Source organism: Pseudarthrobacter niigatensis (genome assembly GCF_030812615.1).
Classification (GTDB): Bacteria; Actinomycetota; Actinomycetes; order Actinomycetales; family Micrococcaceae; genus Arthrobacter; species Arthrobacter niigatensis.
Genome location: NZ_JAUSTB010000004.1, coordinates 76,201 through 93,628 on the forward strand (window position 1 = coordinate 76,201; position 17,428 = coordinate 93,628).

Below are 17,428 nucleotides of genomic sequence, written 5' to 3' on the forward strand. Positions count from 1 at the left end.
GCGAAAAAGCAGACACCGCACGCTGATCGTATAACGGCGGCCGGAAAAGCGCAGTAGTTTTTGCGTTACTGGTTAGCGCTTTCCTGCTGGTCAGCCAGCAGTTCCGGAATCTGTTCCGGGGGAACGGGGCGGCTGAAGTAGTAACCCTGGGCGCTGCGGCAGCCCAGGCCGCGCAGTATCTCGGCCTGCTCCGCCGTTTCCACGCCCTCCCACACAGCTTCGAGCCCGCACGCCCGCACCAGTTGGAGGACGGCCGCCACCAGGGCGGGCTGGTTGGGATCGCTCTCGAGCCCGGTGATCAGCGACCGGTCCACCTTGACCCGGTCCACCGGCAGCCGGCGAAGGTAGCTGATGGAAGAGTAGCCGGTCCCGAAGTCGTCGATTTCGATGCCCACGCCCAGGCCGCGGAGCCCTCCCAGCGAATACCGGTCCAGCTCATTGCCTTTGACGATTGCCACTTCGGTCAGCTCCAGGACAACCTGTTCGGGCCTGACGCCGGTCTCCTTGAGGGTGTTGCGCACGTCCTCGATGAACTGAAGGCTCTGCAGGTCGGTGGCGGAGATGTTGATGCGAACGGAGAACCTGCTGTCCACCAGGGAGGCATCAATCCAGGCCCGCAGCTGCCTGACGGCGGCCTTGAGGACCCAGAGGCCCAGTTCGGAGATCAGGCCTGCCTCCTCGGCGAGGGGGATGAATTCGTCCGGCATGATGAAGCCCCGGGTGGGGTGGTTCCACCGGACCAGCGCCTCCACGCCCTCGATCCGGCCGGTGCCAAGCTCCACCACAGGCTGGTAGTGGAGCGTCAGGGCATCGTTCTTGATGGCGGCCCGCAGGTCATCCACCAGCTGGCTGCGGAGCCTGCGCATCAGCAGCAGCGCCGGCTCGAACCGGTGCAGCTTGTTTTGGCCTTCGGCTTTGGAGGCGTACATGGCGACGTCCGCCTCCATCAGCATGTCCTCCGGGCTTTGGCCCTCGCTGCCGACGCTGAGGCCGATGCTGGCACCGCAGCGCACGCTCCGGCCGGGGAGTTCAATGGGATCGTTCAGGGACGCCAGGATGCGGTGCGCCACGATGGCTGCCTGGTCTGCCGACGCCGACGGCATGACAATGGCGAATTCGTCACCGCCCAGGCGGGCGACGACGTCGGATGCCCGCACCGCGTTCCGCAGCCTTTCGCCCACGGTCATCAGGACCTGGTCGCCGGCGGTGTGCCCCAGGCTGTCGTTGATGGACTTGAACGCGTCCAGGTCCATCAGCAGGATGGCCGGCCCCTCCTGCACGCGCTCGGCGTCCGCCGTGGCCGGAGCTTCCAGTGCGGTGCGGAGGGACTCAAGGAGGGCAGACCTGTTGGCCAGCCCGGTCAGCGGGTCCTGCATGGCCATCTTCTGCATCTCGAGGTGCGCCTCGTGCAGGAGCTGGGTCCGGACCTGGACCCGCTGCTCGAGTTCCTCGTAGATGACCTGCAGGTCCTCGGCCAGCAGGTTGGTGCCCATGATGATCGCATCGAGTTCGTCCCGGGCCGGTGAGACCTCTATCCGGGACGTGAGGTCGCCGGAGGCAAGCTTGACGATGCCTTCGAGCAGCTGGGAGAGCCGGGGGTCGTCATTGGCAAACATGGCCAGTCCTCCTTTGACGCCTAATTGGCCTGGGCGCGGTCAGTGCCGAGGGGGAGGCTGACGGTGACGGTGGTCCCGATGCCCAGCGTGGAGGCGACGTCGATCCGGCCGCCGTGGCGGTCCACGATGTCCTTGGAGATGGCAAGGCCCAGCCCTGTTCCAGGGATGGCGCCGTTCATCGCGTTCGAAGCCCGGTAGAACCTGGTGAACACATGGTCGATTTCGTCACCCGAGATGCCTATGCCGGTATCGGCAATCCGCACGGTGGCCCACTTGGAGCCGTCCGCCGCGGCGAGGGATTCGCTGCCCACCTCGATCCGGCCGCCGCTGGGCGTGAATTTGATGGCATTCGACACGAGGTTGGTGAATACCTGCTGCAGCTGCACCTCGTCGGCCAGGATCTCCGGGTCCTCCGGAACCGGGTCCACGTCGATGGTGACGTTCTGGAGTGTCGCCAGCGGCCGGAGCGCCGCGGCCACCAGGTCCAGGGTGCGTCCCAGGCGCACCGGCGCCAGGTGCATTTCGGTGGTGTCCAGGCCGCCGCGGGAGACGCTGAGCATGTCCTCGATGAGTGTCCGGAGCCGTTCGGTGTTGCGGACCACGATGTCCAGCATTTGGTGGACTTCCCTGGATACCGGGTGCTCGGTGCTCTCCTGGATCATGTCCAGGTACGCCATGATCGAGGTCAGCGGGGTGCGCAGCTCGTGGTTCACCGTGGCCAGGAAATCCGTCTTCGCTTTGTCGAGGTCCCGCAGCTGCTTGACCACCTGCTGCTGGCTGCTGATCAGGTGGCTTTGGATGAGCCCGTAGGCGGCGTTGCCGGCCACGTGCTGGATCAGCCCCAGCTCGGCGCTGGACCAGGTCCGGGGCCGGTCCATCATGGCGATCCAGATGATGCCCAGGGAAGAGTTGCCTTCTCCGATGGGCACCGCCAGCGTGGAGGCTGCTCCGGCGATGGCCCGGGCGGGCTTTTCCGTGGCACGGGACTCGGGTTCCGTTCCATCCGCGGAGAGTGTTTCTGCGCCGGCCCACAGGGCATCTGCCGCGGCCCGCGCCTCGTCCTCGCCGGGAAGTGCGCCCTCGGGCAGCTCCACCAGTCCCTGCCTGTGCCATTTGGCAGTGATTACCGGGACGCGGGGGTCCTCGAAGGTGGAAAGGACCACATGGTCGGCCTTGAAGGTCCGGCCGAAGCCGGAGACCACGTGGTTGGCGATCTCCTGGGGATCGTTGGTGGCGCGTACTGCGGCAGAAACCTCGCGCAGCTGCTCGCGGAGGCCCTCGGCCACCTGCCGGGAGGAACGCCGCCGGGTGACCTGCTCGATGAGGACGGAGGCGCGGTGGACCAGCTCTTTGGGCTCCGGCGGTTTGGTGATGCAGTCGTGGATGCCGGCCCGGGTGGCCGCCGCGATCTCCTGCGGATTGTCCAGATCCACCATGACCAGGACGGGCGCCGCGGACTGGACAGAGGCCAGGAGCGCATCGGCCACGACGACGGAGGGCTGGCCCGCGTCCAGCAGGGCGGCCAGGCCGGCGGCGTCGGAGGCCTCCAGGACGCCGTACCCGGCATCACGCAGCGCCTGGGCATTGCGGGCCAGCCGGCGGGCGTTGGGATCGGCGACGACGGCGGTACGGGCCAGGTGCACGCCACTCGGCACAGCCGTCACAGTGATCCCTTCCTCCCAGTTGAGTACATTCTAGGGGGACGCGGGCCGCGCCGGTCCAGAGCGCGTGGCCCCGGCGTTGCACGCCGCATACCGTGCCGCGTCGGGAAAGGCGCGCCGTAATGTGGCTGAAGCAACGCCGGCTCCCGGGCAGGGAACATATATTTGAGCCGTGTCCTCCCCAACGAAGTCGCCGCGGTCCGTCCTGCAGAAGTACCTGATGATCCCCAAGCTGGTCAGGTTGTCCAGGGGCGCGCCGAAGGACAGGCATAAAGCGTGGGACGCATATTGGGCACGCATCACGGCGACCGGACCGGGCGGGGAGGTCCTGTGGGATTCGGGGAGCGACCACGAGTTCCTGGGCTACAAGGACAGTCTCCTGCAGTACCTGGACCCCGCCCTTCCCGTTGTGGACACCGGCTGCGGCCATGGCAGCTTCACCCGTGCGCTGGCGGAGGTCTTTCCGCGCGTGGTGGGGGTGGATGTCTCCCCGCACGCCGTCGCCAGGGCCCGGGCGGAGTCCGCCGGACACGGCAACACGGCCTTTGAAGCACGCGACATGACGGCGGAAGGGGCCGGGGAGGCCCTGGCGGAGTCCATCAACGCGGGCGGTGACGGCGCCAACGCCTTCATCCGCGGCGTCCTGCACGTCCTGGCCCCGGCCCATCAGGTGGCCCTCGTCGAGAACCTCCGGCTCCTGGCGGGCCGCCGCGGCACCGTCTTCATGGCGGAGACCAATTTCCAGGGGAACCCGGTGGAGTATGTGTCCCACCTCGGGGCAACCACCCGGGGCATCCCGGCGCCGCTGGAACTGGCCATCCGGGGACTGCCCATGCCAGGGCACTTTGGTCCCGAAGAGCGGGAACGTGCGTTCCCGGCGTCGGCATGGGAACTCCTGGAAGACGGCCATACGGCGATCGAAACCAACCCCGTGACCGGCGTACCCGGCCAGGACCGGGTGCCGGGGTACTACGCAGTGGTCCGCCCCCGCCGGTAGCCCGGCCACCCACGTCCCCTTGCCGTCGGGTACGGAAATGCCGCAATGCCCGCAGCCGGCACGCAAAGATCCCTCCCCTCCCCTTGACAGGGACGCGAACCGGAGGCTTGCTGGTAAGTAGACTTACTAGTTGTCCGGGGGAAAGGATGGCCACGCCGGCTGGGAGGAATGGGTGGACACCTTCGGCTCCCGGAACTGAATTTCATCAACCAGGAACAGCGCAGCGACGGCGCCCCTTCAACTTCTTCCGGGCTGGAAGACCCCAGCCGGAAAAGCGCCCGAGCCGCAACCGCGCCCCAGCGTTCGGGGGGCGCCGGACACCCCCCGGCGCCCCGGCCGGCCGCCGGCGCAAGACCCACAGGAACGATCATGAGCAACCTCATCCCATCCGGCGACCTTCGCCGGATGCTGCTGCCTCCCACCTACGGGCGGCACGTCACGTCAGCGACCGAATTCACCGTCCTGTCCGTGGAAGTCTGGGCCTCGGGCCTGGTGGTCAACATCCACCTTCCCTCAGGGGACTCGCCGGAACCCCGGCTGATGCTCCAGGACCACTTCGGTACCAAATACGCGCTGCAGGACTCCGCCACGGTCGGCACGCGCAACCTGCAGGTTTTCGCCCCCTCCGTGCCGCCCGGCACCAGGAGCCTGACCATCAGGGCGGCTGACGACGCCGACAGCCGGCCCGTGGTGACCTTCGCGGTGCCCCTCATGGCCGTGCGGGAAGAACGGCCGGACCTGGCGCCCCCACCCCGGGAGGCCGAAGCCTCCACCGACGGTGACGACGAGTCCTACCATCCCGACCTCCGCCGCCCTGCCTGACCCACCGAAAGGCCCCGCCATGCCGGATACCAGCAACTTCACACCCACCACCGCAATCGTCACCGCTTCCGACTCTGGCATCGGCAAGGCCACAGCCGTGGCGCTGGCCCGGGCCGGGATGGACGTGGGCGTCACCTGGCATACGGACAAGGCGGGTGCCGAGGAAACCGCCGAGGAAATCCGCGGCCTGGGGCGCAAGGCCGTGGTGCGGCAACTGGACACGAGGGAATTCCGTGCCGCGGCGGCCGTCGTTGATGATCTCGCCGGGGAACTGGGGGGCCTGGACGTCTTCGTGAACAACGCGGGCACGGGTGCGAACACCAGGTTCCTGGACATGGGAATCGACGAGTGGATGCGGATCCTGGACACGAACCTCAACGGGGCCTTTGCCTGCCTGCAGTCCGCGGCGCGCCGAATGGTCACGGCAGGAAAGGGAGGGCGGCTGGTGGCCGTGTCCAGCGTCCATGAGTTCCAGCCCCGCGTTGGCTCCTCCGCCTACGACGCGTCCAAGCATGGCCTGGGCGGCCTCATGAAGACCCTGGCCCTGGAGCTGGGGCAGTATGGCATTACTGCCAACACGGTGGCCCCGGGCGAGATCGCCACCCCCATGACGGGGCAGGAGGACCAGGATCCGACGGCGACGGAGCGCCCGGGGGTGCCACTCGGCCGGCCGGGCCACGCGAGGGAGATCGCCGACGTCATCGCCTTCCTCGCCTCGCCGGCCTCAAGCTATGTAACGGGTGCTGCCTGGGTGGTCGACGGCGGAATGCTGCAGATGGGTCCGCAGGCGGGTTCGCACCTCACGGGCAACGAATGGCGTGAGGGGTAGGCGGCTCCGGCACACTGGAAGTCCGCATCCCGGATCAGGCAAGCGCTTTCCCAGCGCTTGCTGGCATGATGGAGCGCATGCGCATTCTGATTGCTCCGGACAAGTTCAAGGGGTCCCTGACGGCAGCCGAGGCGGCCGCATCCATCGCCGAGGGAGCGCTCCGGGTGTACCCGGACGCCGTCGCCACCCAGTTCCCCATTGCCGACGGCGGCGAGGGCACCCTGGAGGCTGCGGTGGCGGCTGGCTACGAGGAGCGGCTGAACGCCGTGGTGGGCCCCATCCTGGCTCCGCTCGGGGCTGCGTGGGCCATCCATAAGGGCGGTGACGGCACGGTCACCGCCGTGATCGAGACCGCCCAGGCATCCGGCTTGGCGGAGATGGAACCAATCCCGGCGAATGCGTTGCGTGCCCACAGCTACGGTTGCGGACAGCTCATTGCCGCGGCCCTCGACGCCGGTGCCACCGAGATCGTCCTGGGCCTGGGCGGATCCGCCATGACGGACGGCGGCAGCGGCGCCCTCCGCGCCCTGGGCCTGAAACCCCTGGACGCGGCCGGCAATGTGGTGCCCCTGGGCGGCGGTTCGCTGGGCGACGTCGCAACCCTGGACACGACGGGACTGGATCCGCGCCTGACCGCCACCACCTTTCGCATCGCCGTCGACGTCCGCAATCCGCTGTACGGGCCGTCCGGGGCTGCGCACGTCTTCGCCCCGCAAAAGGGTGCGGACCAGGATGCAGTGGAAATGCTCGACGCCGGGCTGCGCAACTGGGCGTCGGTGCTGCGCGAAGCTACGGGCCGGGACGTGAACGTCCCCGGCGCGGGCGCCGCCGGCGGCTTCCCGGCGTCGTTCCTTGCCTTCACTGATGCCTCGCTGGAAGGCGGTTTTGCGCTGGTGGCCGGGCTGACCGGCCTGGCCGGCCAGTTGGACCAGGCGGACCTGGTGATTACCGGCGAAGGGTCCATGGACTCCCAGTCCCTGACCGGCAAGGCGCCGATCGCGCTCGCAGACGCGGCCCGGGAGCGTGGCATTCCCGTCATTGTGGTGGCCGGCAGGATCCTGGTGACGTTCGAGGACCTGGCCGGGCACGGAGTGGTCGCCGCGGCGCAGCTGCTGGACGTGGCATCCAGCCCCGAAGACGCCGTGGCAAACGCCGGCAAGTACCTGGCCTGGGCAACAAGCCAGGTGCTCGAGGGCGCCTGACCGGCGGCGTGGAGGGGCGCCTCAGGCGCCGGTTTCAGAATTTGGTTCGGCAACCGGCTTTGATTCCGGGGACCCTCTTTCCCGGAGGTACACCGACGCCCCCACCAGGACCCCGACGGCCAGGAACTCGCTTTGCCAGTTCTGGAAGGATTCGAACCAGAACCGGCTGGTTCCCAGATACTGCAGGAAGGTGATGGCGGGCTGGCCGTGGCTTTGCTGGTCCTGGTTGTACTCGTCCACGCCGCCGGCGGCGTGCAGCAGGAATGAGGCAAGGAACAGGACGAAAAACAGGATCGACAAGGAGTGCTCATACAGCTTGAGCACCACCCCGCCGCGCCGGATAGGCCACGGCGTGGCACTGCTGATCTGCGCGTCCCGCGGGTCCTGGTCCTGCGGTGCCCTTTTGCCCATGGGCTTGGACTCGGATGAGCCTTTCTGGAACAGGAATACCGTGAGGACCACGTACATGCCCATCTGCAGGAACTCCGATTCCCAGTTCTCGAAGGTGGCCTCGACGAACGCGCCCGTGCCCAGGAACTGGAGCACGGACACGGCGGGCTCGCCGTGGGCCTGCTGGTCTTCGCTGTAAGACGCCGCGCCGGAGAGGACCATTCCCACGAAAAACACGACGAACAGTCCAAGGTTGGCCATCAGCAGTCCATGCTCTTTAGCCCACTTGCGCATTCATCACTCCTTGCTTCGTGCCGGCGGAAGGATCCTCCCGGTGGCCCGCTTGTTCAGGCGAAGGGGAACGAACACCAGCATCACTACCATGACGCCCAGCAGTGCACCGCCGGCCGTGACGCCGGCAGACCTTCCTGCCGCGACATCGAAGACCAGGGCGGCGGTTCCGGCGCTCAACAGGGCAATGCCGCCGAGTGCGATCTTGGTGATGGTGTCGGCGCTGGAAACCAGCGTCTCCTTGAGCCGCTTCCGGAAGAGCCGCCGGTGCACGCTGACCGGGAGGAGGATGAAGGCCGTGGTCAGGGCGGCAATCACCACGTTGGCGAGGTAGAGGCCAACCTCCCAGCCGTCCAGCTTTTCGAACCGCTGCTGGAATGGCAGTGTCAGCAGGAAGCCGGCAAGGATCTGCACGCCGGTCTGGAGTACGCGCAACTCCTGGAGGAGTTCGGCCCAGTTGCGGTCCAGCTGCTCCTCGCGGGTCTCGTTCCGGCCCGTGCGGCCGGTGTAGTCCTCAACATCGGACATCGGCGCTCCTTCCTCTGCGGCGGGGACCCACGTCTTCTTTCTACTCCTCCCGTACCCAGAAAGGCGGCTGCCCGTTGCGCCTGTGCCCACATTTGATAAGTTTACTGATTATTACCCGTGCACCATCGGCAACGCACAACAGGAGGAAGCATGACGCAGGAAAACCAGCAGGCTGAACCCGAGTCGGCCCCGGGCGGCTACGGCACCCCCACCGCCGAGCAGGAAGCGGCGGGCACTCAGGGCGGCCAGCAGTCCAGCAGCGGCGCCCGGCAGTCCGGCGGTGCTTCGCCCGCGGGCGCGGACACCAACGAACCGCAGTCCGGGACGGGCCAGGACCCGGTCCCGCACGACATGGACCTCCCGTCCAGTGCCGCGGAAATCGATGAGTCCAACGACGATTCCCAGGGGTCGGCGCCGAACTCCTCGGAGTCGGGCCAGGAAGCCACGGGCATCCCGGACGGCAGCGGCAACGACCTTCCGCAAGAAGAATCGCCCAATGACGACGACGAAAGCTTCGACGCCGGATAAGCCAGCTTTCCCCGCAGGCCCCGGTTCCTGCTGCCCCGCCGGCAGCCGTAACCGGGGCCTTTCCGTGCCCGCATACATCGGGTCCGGCTGGGTACGGAACACGCGAAACCACGCCGGCAGGAGCGGGGGGCGCCCCGTGCCGGACCCGATATCGATGCCAGGAAGGTGGACCGTGGGCAGGAGATCTTCAGGGCAGTGGGCGCGGCCCACGGACCAGCGGGATGGGGCGGCAGTGGATGTCCTGGTGCCTACCTGCAACCGGCCGGCCGAGCTCGCCGTCACCCTCGCCGGACTTGCCGGCCAGGAGGACCCGGCGTTCGCCGTCGTGGTGAGCGACCAGTCAGCGGGCCAACCCGCCTGGGAACACCCGGCCGCCGCAGCCATGGTGCGGGTACTCCAGGCGCAGGGCCGCCCCGTCACGCTGCTGCGCCACCTTCCGCGGCGTGGGCTCGCCGAACACCGGCAGTACCTGCTGGAGCAGTCCACCGCCGGCCAGTGCCTGTTCCTGGACGACGACGTCTGGCTTGAACCCGGCGCACTGGACGTGCTGAGCCGGGCCCTGGAAGAGCTTGGCTGCGGTTTCGTGGGCATGGCGCCGCAGGGTCTATCCTTCCTGGCTGACCGCAGGCCCGATCAGACGGCACCCTTCGAGGCATGGGACGGGCCGGTGACTCCCGAACGGATCCGCCCGGAAGGTCCGGGGTTCGATCGCTGGCCGCTGCACAACGCGGCGAACCTCAGCCACCTCGGCGCTGACCTTTCCCTGGAACCGGGCGAGTGGGTGCCGTACCACGTGGCGTGGCTGGGTGGCTGCGTGCTCTACCGCAGGCAGTTGCTGGTCGACGCCGGTGGGTTCCGTTTTTGGAGCAGCCTTCCGGCCGGGCACGCCGGGGAGGACGTGGTGGCGCAATGGCAGGTGATGGAGCGGTATGGCGGCGCGGGCATCCTGCCCTCCGGGGCAGTGCATCTGGAATCGCCTACGACGGTAACGGACCGCCGGGTGGAAGCGTACGACGTTGTCCTGGACCGCGGGTCCGCCCAGGCGCCTTAGTGGCCCGGGTGGCGGCGGGCTTCAGGCTCCGCTGCCGGCTGCTCCCGACCCGGGTATGCCACGCAGGCGAAGCGGTCGGAGGCAAGCGACCAGCTGTTGACGTTGAGGGTGCCCTGGCCGCCGGAGACCGGCCAGGTCTGCAGCGGGGTGGCCCAGTCGTCCGTGGCGACAAGGACGACGTCGACCGGCAGGTCCGCGGGGTGGCCTTGCGTTCCGGCGGGGAAGCGGACGTAGCTGGCCAGGCTGCCGTCCGGGGAGAGATGCGGGAACCAGTCCACCGTGCCGCTCGCCAGGAGCTGTTCGAATTGGCTGCCGTCCGGTCGGACGCGGGCCAGCTGGGCGTGGCCGGGAACGGTGCTGAAGGATTCCGTGTTCAGGTACAGCCATTTCCCGTCGGGCGAGTACTCGGACCGTCGCAGTGGCCCGGCCCGACGTCGACGGCGGCAGCGGCACCGCCGTCGGACGGCATGGTCACCAGCCGGCCGGGCCGGGTAAAGTCTCCCGCCTCGATTCCGACATAAGCGAGCTCACTGCCGTCCGGGCTGACGCCGTGCAGGAAGTGGAAGGACCCGTCGTCGCCGGTCACCCTGGTGGCCGGCCCGCCCGCAAGGGGCGCCCGGTAGATGTGCCCGTCATCCGCGGACACGTAGATTGTTTTCCCGTCCGGGGCCAGGACGTGGTCGTTGTTCAGGGCAGGAACGCCGGTCACCGGGACCTCGGCGAGGGACCCGTCCGCCAGGCCCAGGCGCCACAGTTTGCCGTCCCCGTTGAGGATCAGCGATGATCCGTCGAGGGACCAGTTGGGCGCCTCGAGAAGCATATTCCCCGTGGAGTATGCAAGGTCCAACGCTCCCGTGGCTGAGGCGATCCACACCTCGCACTGCTGCCCCGGCGACAGCCCGCGCACCGGGTCAGTCCTTGCTGCTGAAGGCCGCGTCGAAGCTGGTTTGGGAGGCCGGGAAGTCGTACTTCTTCAGGGCGGCGAGGGCTTCGGGTGCGCCGTGGAGGCGGTCCATCCCGGCGTCTTCCCATTCGATGCTGATGGGGCCGTCGTAGCCGATGGCGGCCAGCGCCCGGAAGGAGGCTTCCCAGGGGACGTCGCCGCGGCCGGCGGAGACGAAGTCCCAGCCGCGGCGGGGGTCGCCCCAGGGCAGGTGGGAGCCAAGGACGGTGTTGCGGCCGGTCTGGCGGATCTTGGTGTCCTTGCAGTCCACGTGGTAGATCCGGTCCTTGAAATCCCAGATGAAGGAGACGGGGTCGATGCCCTGCCACATCATGTGCGAGGGGTCCCAGTTCAGGCCGAATGCTTCGCGGTGGCCGATCGCCTCGAGGGTGCGGACGGTGGTCCAGTAGTCGTACGCGATCTCGGAGGGGTGGACTTCGTGGGCGAACCGGACGCCTTGTTCGTCGAAGACGTCCAGGATGGGGTTCCAGCGGTCGGCGAAGTCCTGGTAGCCGGCGTCGATGACTTTTTCCGGGACGGGCGGGAACATGGCCACGTACTGCCAGATGGCGGAGCCGGTGAACCCGACCACGGTGTCCACCCCGAGTGCCTTGGCCAGCCGGGCGGTGTGTTTCATTTCCTCGGCGGCGCGTTGGCGGACGCCTTCGGGGTCGCCGTCGCCCCAGACTTTGGATCCGACGATGGCCTGGTGGCGGAAGTCGATGGGGTCATCGCAGACGGCCTGGCCTTTGAGGTGGTTGGAGATGGCCCAGACCTTGAGGTTGTACTTGTCAAGGATTTCCAGCTTGGAGTCCACGTAGCCGGGTTCATCCCAGCGCCAGGCGTCCAGGTGGTCTCCGGAGACGGCGATTTCCAGGCCGTCGTAGCCCCAGCCGGAAGCCAGTTTCGCGACTTCTTCGAAGGGCAGGTCGGCCCACTGGCCGGTAAACAGGGTGAATGGGCGGGACATGGATCTCCTTGGCTGGTGGCTGGCTGGCGCGCGGTGGCGCCCTAGCGGCGGACTACGGTGAGCGTGCTCTTGTTGGCTGCGGATTCCTCCACGGCACTGAGGATGTGTTGGACGTTGAGGCCTTCCTCGAACGACGGCGACGGCTGGGTTCCGTCCCGGACCGCCAGCAGGAAGTCGCGGACCTGGTGGGTGAAGGTGTGTTCCCAGCCGATGATGTGGCCCTGGGGCCACCAGGCTTCGATGTACGGGTGCTCGGGTTCGTTGACCAGGATGCGGCGGAAGCCCTGCTCACGGACGGGGAGGGTGGCGTCCAGGAAGCCCAGTTCGTTGAGGTTTTCGAGGTCGAACAGCAGGCTGCCTTTGTCGCCGTAGACCTCGATCTGGAGGCTGTTCTTCCGTCCGGTGGCCACCCGGGAAACCTCGACAGAGGCGATGGCCCCCGAGGCGAGGGACAGCGTGGCCCAGGCGGCGTCGTCGACCGTGACGTCCTCCAGGCCGTTCTCGCCGGGGCGGCGGTCCACGAAGGTGTTGAGCCGGCCGGTGACCTCGTTGACCTCGCCGCCCAGGAGGAACAGAACCTGGTCGATGGCGTGGGAGGCGATGTCCCCGAGCGCGCCTGACCCGGCGGTTTCCTTCCGCAGCCGCCACGTCATGGGCGCCTGGGCATCGGCGAGCCAGTCCTGCAGGTACGCCGCGCGGACGTGCCGGACCGTGCCCAGCCGGCCTTCCGCGATCAGCTCCCTGGCCAGGGCCAGCGCCGGGACCCGGCGGTAGTTAAAGCCGATCATCGACTGCACGCCCCCGGCCCGGGCCTTGGCCGCCGCGGCGGTCATGAGTTCGGCCTCGGCCAGGGTGTTGGCCAGGGGCTTTTCCACCAGGACGTGCTTGCCCGCCGCCAGGGCGGCGACCGCGATTTCCGCGTGCATCCAGCCGGGGGCGCAGATATCTACGATGTCGATGTCGTCCCGTTCGATCACGGTGCGCCAGTCCGTTGCCGATTCGGCCCACCCGTACCTGGCAGCGGCCTCGGCCACGGCGTCCGCGTCCCGGCCCACGAGGACCTTCTGCTCGAAGGCCGGGACGTCGAAGAAGCTGGCCACATTCCGCCACGCGTTGGAATGCGCCTTGCCCATGAAGGCATAACCGATCGCGGCCACCCCCAGGGGACGGGAGGGCGTGGAATCGGAAGGGTGTGCGGGTGTGCTCATGATGCGTTCCTGCTGCCTGTCAGAGGGTGGCGGTTTCCGGAGCCCAGTCCTCCGGGATGGCGGAGGATGCCGGGGCGGAGCTTTCGACGTCGATGAACGTGCCGGAGTCGATGGACTCACTGATGGAAACCATGGTGTCCAGCACGTGGTACGCCAGGTCGCCGGTGGCGCGGTGCGGGACGCCGGCGCGGAGGGAGCGTGCCATGTCCAGGACGCCCATGCCGCGGCCGTTGGCGGGCCCGGTGGCCGGAACGGTGGTCCAGTCCTCGTCGCCGGCACGCCAGAGCTTGATGTCGCCGGTGAAGTAGTTGGGGTCCGGCAGCGACAGGGTTGCTTCGGTGCCCGTGATCTCCACGAAGCCCAGCCGGGTCCGGGGGGACTCGAAGGAGAAGACGCTGTGCGAGGAGGCGCCGGACTCGAACTGCGCCATGGCCGAGACGTGGGTGGGCACCTCGACGGTGAACTCCTCGCCCGCCTTGGGGCCGGAACCGATCACGCGGACGTCCTTGGCCTTGGACCCGACGGCGGCCACCTTGCGGATGGAGCCGAAGGCCTGGACCAGGGTGGTGAGGTAGTACGGGCCCATGTCGAACAGCGGGCCGGCGCCGTGCTGGAAGAGGAAGGCCGGGTTGGGGTGCCAGGACTCCGGGCCGGGGGTCTGGAAGGTGGTCATCGCCGTCAGCGGGGTGCCGATGTCGCCGCGCTGGATCAGGCGCAGGGCGGTCTGGATGCCGGCGCCGAGGAAGGTGTCCGGGGCACAGCCCAGGCGCATACCGGCGGTGTCCGCCGTCTTGAGCAGGCCGAGCCCGGACTCGCGGTCCAGGGAGAAGGGCTTCTCGGTCCAGACGTGCTTTCCTGCGTTGACGGCGGCGGTGGCCACCTCCACGTGTGCTGCCGGGATGGTGAGGTTGACGATGATTTCGACGTCGGGATGGTTCAGGGCCTTCTCCACCCCGCCCCACTCGGGGACGCCGTACTCCTTGGCCCGCGCCTCGGCGGCTTCCTCGAAGAGGTCTGCGATGACGTGGACCTTCAGGTCCGGGAACGCCGTGAGGTTGTCCAGGTACTGCTTGCTGATCACGCCGGCGCCGATCACGCCGACGCCCACCGGGCCCTTGCGGGGAGATTGTGCTGCGGGGGTGCTCATGCGTTGGCCCCCTCGGCTGCGGTGTTGCTGTTCAGGAAAGCAAGGCTCTGGGCGATGCCATCGAAGATGTCACCGGCGTAGTCGTCGAATTCCACGACTCCCACTTCCAGCGACGTGGCCGCGGCGATCACGTCCATGACCGGCACTTTGCCCTGGCCTGCCGGCTGCTGGGCCTTGTTGTCCCTGGTGAGGGGGCCGTCCTTGATGTGGATGAACTTCACCCGGTCACCCAACTTTGCCAGGATGTCCACCGGGTCCTGGCCGCCAACGGCTACCCAGTACGTGTCCACTTCGAGGACGAGTTCCGGGTCCAGCAGGGATTCGAAGTATTCCAGCGCGGTGCGGCCGTCAATGATGGACTCCAGCTCCCAGGCGTGGTTGTGGTAGCCCACCCGGATGCCGTACCCGGCCCCCTTACTGGCAGCCTGGTTGAGCTTTTCGGCTGTGGCTTGGATGTCTTCGGCCTTCTGCCAGTGCTCGGCGGGCAGGAACGGGTCAATGACCGTGCTGATGCCCAGTTCCTTGGCCGCGGTGAAGATCTCGTCCTGGTCCTGGCTCATCAGCGGGGCGTGGCCGGACGGCGCGGTGAGGCCGTTCTCTTTCAGGGCTGCGCCGAGTTCCTTGGCCGTGGCCACGAAGTTGTAGGGCTCAACCTGGGTGTAGCCAATATCGGCAACCCTCTTGATCGTGCCGGGCAGGTCCTCGGAGATGGCGTTGCGGAGCGTATAAAGCTGCAGTGAGTAGGACATGGGTTTCCTTAGCGGTTTTGTAGAGGTCGTTGGGGTTGGGGTCAGCGGCCCGCGAGGGAGCCGCCGATGCCACCGACGCTGAAGTATTTGTTCAGGGCGGCGAACACGATGACGGGCGGGAGCATCATGACCACGGCCAGGGCCATGACTGACGTCCAGTCTGTCGCGTTTTGCTGGAAGAACGACTGCACGCCCATGGGAAGGGTGAAGATTTCGTTGGAGCGGAGGAAGACGATGGCCACGAGGTAGTCGTTCCAGGCCAGGAGGAAGGCGAAGATGGCGGTGGAGAGGACGCCGGGGAGGGAGTTCCGGAGGACCACTTTGGTGAAGGATCCGAAGACGGAGCAACCGTCGATCCAGGACGCTTCCTCGAGGCTGATGGGGATGGAGTCGAAGTACGCGGCCATCATCCAGGTGGCCACCGTCATGGTGGAACCGACGTAGATGATGGTCAGGCCCAGGAGGTTGTCCACCAGGCCCATCCCGGCGAACAGGATGAACAGCGGCACCACCGAGGTGATGATGGGCAGTGACTGCATGACGAACAGGAGCAGGGAGTAGCCGGAGACGGCCTTGGACCGGCCGCGGGAGAGGACGTAGCCGGCGGGTGCGGCCACCGCCACCGACACCACCACGGTGGAGAGGGTGGTGACCAGGCTGTTCTTCAGCCACGTGGCGGCAAGGGTCTTGGAGAAGACGTTGCTGAGGTTCTCGAAGGTCAGGCCGGTGGCGGTGCTGTTGGGGCCAGGGGTGAAGGCGAGCACGATGGTGACCATGATGGGCACCAGCACGATCGCGGTGATGATGAGGATGGCGATGAACCGCCACCAGCGGCCGCGTTGGCCGGCTTCGGAGAGTACCCGGCGGGTGTTGCCTGCCTGGCCGACGCCGAGGGCCGGGCCGGACTGGGGATGGGCGTGGACTGCTGCGCTCATTATTCGACACTCGACTTTCGGATCTGGCGGTACAGGATGACCGAGATGACCACCAGGGTCATGGTCATGAGGAAGGCGATGGCCACGCCGGGGCCGGTGGCGAAGTCCTGGAACACGGTGCGGTAGGCCAGGACCACCAGGGAGGTGGTGGCGTTGACCGGGCCGCCGCCGGTGAGCAGGTAGATGGTGGGGAAGTCGTTGACGCAGAAGATGGTCATCAGGATCCAGCTGATGTAGGTGGAGCGGGCGATCAGCGGCAGGGTGATCTGGGTGAATTGCTGCCAGCGGCTGGCGCCGTCCATGCTGGCGGCCTCGTAGACGGTGGTGTCCACGGACGCCAGGGCGGCCGAGATCATCATCATCATGAACGGGAAGCTGACCCAGACTTTGAAGACCATCACGGTGATGGAGGCCAGGGTGGGGTCGGCCAGGAAGAGCGGGGTGCCCAGGCCGAGGTTCCGGAACAGCGACGGGATCAGGCTGTCCGGGGTGGCCACCAGCCAGTTCCAGGCGGTGGAGGACACCACGATCGGCACCACCCAGGGCAGGAGCAGCAGGACCTTGAACGTATTGCCGGCGGGGATCTTGGTGCGCAGGAGCAGGGCGAGGCCCAGGCCCACGAGCCAGGATCCGAACACGCCCACGATGGTGAACCAGAGGGTGAACTGGGCGGCTTTCCAGAACGCCGGCGAGGTCAGGACGGTGGTGAAGTTCTGGACGCCGACGAAGTTGCCGGTCTGGAGCAGGTCGCCATCGTGCGTCGCCTGGACCGCGGCATAGATCAGCGGGTAGCCGTGGATCAGGACCAGGAGGACCACGGAGGGGAGCAGGAGCCAGAAGAAGGTCCTGGTGGCCTGGGCCGAGAGTTTGCTCTTGCGTTTGCCGGGGGCGGCCCCGGACCCGCCGGGGGCAAGCCCGCGGCGGGCCCGGGCGAGGCCGGATTGTGCAGTGGTGGAGGACATGGCGGGCGCTTACTTCTTCAGGACGGACTCGAGGCCGGACTGGAAGGTCTGCAGGGCGGTCTTGGCGTCGGCCTTTCCGGTGATGATGGTCTGGCTGAACTGGTTCAGGGCCTGGCCGCCGTCGAGTGCGGCGAGGTTGGCGTTGAGCCTGCTGCCCTGGGCGGCGAAGGTCTTGGCGATGGGCTGCCAGTCCTTGACGATCTTGACGTTGTTGGGGTCGTTGGCGAATTCCGGAATCTCGGTGATGGACTTGAAGACCGGGAGGGCGGACATCAGCTTCTTCTGCCACAGCTGCTTGAGCTGGCCCAGGTAGTACACCAGGAACTCCTCCGAGGCGTCCTGCGACGGTGTGTTGGTGTACATCATGATGTTGTTCGGGAAGACGATGGTGGCCTTGTCGCCGTGCGGGCCCTTGATGGGGTCAGCCACCAGCAGGTCGCCGGAGGTGTCGCCCACGCGCTGCGGGACGTTCACCTGGAACAGGCCGTAGCCGGCCTTGCCGTCCTTCCACTGGGCGGACATGTTGTCCGTGGTGTAGCTGACCGCGGCCGGGTCGACGATGCCATTGGAGACGAGCTCCAGCCCGGGGCGTTGCTGCC

The 17,428-nt window shown here is 67.5% G+C and carries 19 protein-coding genes; 6 read left to right on the plus strand and 13 right to left on the minus strand.

Annotated elements, in window-relative coordinates:
• Nucleotides 1-65 precede the first annotated feature (65 nt).
• Both J2T23_RS07490 and J2T23_RS07495 read right to left on the minus strand, forming a co-directional pair.
• Nucleotides 66-1,616, minus strand: coding sequence for a putative bifunctional diguanylate cyclase/phosphodiesterase (locus tag J2T23_RS07490; RefSeq protein WP_307358586.1), 1,551 nt, complete (start codon nucleotides 1,614-1,616; stop codon nucleotides 66-68).
• Nucleotides 1,617-1,636: 20 nt separating this feature from the next.
• On the minus strand, nucleotides 1,637-3,280 hold the full coding sequence (locus J2T23_RS07495) for an ATP-binding protein (protein ID WP_307358588.1): 1,644 nt from the start codon (nucleotides 3,278-3,280) through the stop codon (nucleotides 1,637-1,639).
• Nucleotides 3,281-3,497: 217 nt separating this feature from the next.
• Here J2T23_RS07495 and J2T23_RS07500 point away from each other — a divergent pair, with 217 nt between their 5' ends.
• The 4 genes from J2T23_RS07500 to J2T23_RS07515 all read left to right on the plus strand — a co-directional run bounded on the left by J2T23_RS07500 (nucleotide 3,498) and on the right by J2T23_RS07515 (nucleotide 7,127).
• Nucleotides 3,498-4,274 (plus strand): class I SAM-dependent methyltransferase, encoded by a 777-nt coding sequence (locus J2T23_RS07500; protein WP_307359037.1) that lies wholly within the window; start codon nucleotides 3,498-3,500, stop codon nucleotides 4,272-4,274.
• 369 nt (nucleotides 4,275-4,643) lie between these two features.
• A complete protein-coding gene (locus tag J2T23_RS07505; RefSeq protein ID WP_307358591.1) occupies nucleotides 4,644-5,096 on the plus strand; it encodes a hypothetical protein in 453 nt (150 codons plus the stop codon).
• Nucleotides 5,097-5,115: 19 nt separating this feature from the next.
• A complete protein-coding gene (locus J2T23_RS07510; protein ID WP_307358593.1) occupies nucleotides 5,116-5,925 on the plus strand; it encodes an SDR family oxidoreductase in 810 nt (269 codons plus the stop codon).
• Between the two features lie 77 nt (nucleotides 5,926-6,002).
• Complete coding sequence (locus tag J2T23_RS07515; protein ID WP_307358595.1) at nucleotides 6,003-7,127, plus strand: glycerate kinase; 1,125 nt, start codon at nucleotides 6,003-6,005, stop codon at nucleotides 7,125-7,127.
• A 21-nt stretch (nucleotides 7,128-7,148) separates the two neighbouring features.
• On the opposite strand, the gene J2T23_RS07520 is transcribed toward J2T23_RS07515, so the two are convergent.
• Both J2T23_RS07520 and J2T23_RS07525 read right to left on the minus strand, forming a co-directional pair.
• Nucleotides 7,149-7,811 (minus strand): DUF6766 family protein, encoded by a 663-nt coding sequence (locus J2T23_RS07520; RefSeq protein WP_307358598.1) that lies wholly within the window; start codon nucleotides 7,809-7,811, stop codon nucleotides 7,149-7,151.
• A gap of 3 nt (nucleotides 7,812-7,814) precedes the next feature.
• A complete protein-coding gene (locus J2T23_RS07525) occupies nucleotides 7,815-8,336 on the minus strand; it encodes a DUF6328 family protein (protein ID WP_307358600.1) in 522 nt (173 codons plus the stop codon).
• 150 nt (nucleotides 8,337-8,486) lie between these two features.
• Here J2T23_RS07525 and J2T23_RS07530 point away from each other — a divergent pair, with 150 nt between their 5' ends.
• Entirely contained in the window at nucleotides 8,487-8,864 is a 378-nt protein-coding gene (locus J2T23_RS07530) for a hypothetical protein (protein ID WP_307358602.1), read from the plus strand.
• Between the two features lie 172 nt (nucleotides 8,865-9,036).
• Complete coding sequence (locus J2T23_RS07535) at nucleotides 9,037-9,915, plus strand: glycosyltransferase family 2 protein (protein ID WP_307358605.1); 879 nt, start codon at nucleotides 9,037-9,039, stop codon at nucleotides 9,913-9,915.
• Here J2T23_RS07535 and J2T23_RS07540 read toward each other — a convergent pair.
• The 9 genes from J2T23_RS07540 to J2T23_RS07580 all read right to left on the minus strand — a co-directional run bounded on the left by J2T23_RS07540 (nucleotide 9,912) and on the right by J2T23_RS07580 (nucleotide 17,351).
• Complete coding sequence (locus tag J2T23_RS07540; protein ID WP_307358607.1) at nucleotides 9,912-10,193, minus strand: hypothetical protein; 282 nt, start codon at nucleotides 10,191-10,193, stop codon at nucleotides 9,912-9,914. The genes J2T23_RS07535 and J2T23_RS07540 overlap by 4 nt on opposite strands.
• 95 nt (nucleotides 10,194-10,288) lie before the next feature.
• The gene (locus J2T23_RS07545; protein WP_307358609.1) at nucleotides 10,289-10,822 is read right to left on the minus strand and encodes a TolB family protein; all 534 of its coding nucleotides are present in this window, start codon (nucleotides 10,820-10,822) and stop codon (nucleotides 10,289-10,291) included.
• 4 nt (nucleotides 10,823-10,826) lie between these two features.
• Nucleotides 10,827-11,828 carry a sugar phosphate isomerase/epimerase family protein gene (locus J2T23_RS07550; RefSeq protein WP_141182967.1) on the minus strand — a complete coding sequence of 334 codons (1,002 nt, stop codon included), beginning with the start codon at nucleotides 11,826-11,828 and terminating at the stop codon, nucleotides 10,827-10,829.
• Between the two features lie 41 nt (nucleotides 11,829-11,869).
• A complete protein-coding gene (locus J2T23_RS07555; RefSeq protein WP_307358612.1) occupies nucleotides 11,870-13,036 on the minus strand; it encodes a Gfo/Idh/MocA family protein in 1,167 nt (388 codons plus the stop codon).
• A gap of 19 nt (nucleotides 13,037-13,055) precedes the next feature.
• On the minus strand, nucleotides 13,056-14,183 hold the full coding sequence (locus J2T23_RS07560) for a Gfo/Idh/MocA family protein (protein ID WP_307358614.1): 1,128 nt from the start codon (nucleotides 14,181-14,183) through the stop codon (nucleotides 13,056-13,058).
• Nucleotides 14,180-14,932 (minus strand): sugar phosphate isomerase/epimerase family protein, encoded by a 753-nt coding sequence (locus J2T23_RS07565; RefSeq protein ID WP_307358616.1) that lies wholly within the window; start codon nucleotides 14,930-14,932, stop codon nucleotides 14,180-14,182. Before J2T23_RS07565 ends, J2T23_RS07560 begins: the two co-directional genes overlap by 4 nt.
• A 41-nt stretch (nucleotides 14,933-14,973) precedes the next feature.
• Entirely contained in the window at nucleotides 14,974-15,867 is an 894-nt protein-coding gene (locus J2T23_RS07570; protein ID WP_018762699.1) for a carbohydrate ABC transporter permease, read from the minus strand.
• Entirely contained in the window at nucleotides 15,867-16,829 is a 963-nt protein-coding gene (locus J2T23_RS07575; RefSeq protein WP_141158633.1) for a carbohydrate ABC transporter permease, read from the minus strand. Before J2T23_RS07575 ends, J2T23_RS07570 begins: the two co-directional genes overlap by 1 nt.
• A 9-nt stretch (nucleotides 16,830-16,838) precedes the next feature.
• Entirely contained in the window at nucleotides 16,839-17,351 is a 513-nt protein-coding gene (locus J2T23_RS07580) for a type 2 periplasmic-binding domain-containing protein (RefSeq protein WP_307358620.1), read from the minus strand.
• Between the last annotated feature and the right edge of the window lie 77 nt (nucleotides 17,352-17,428).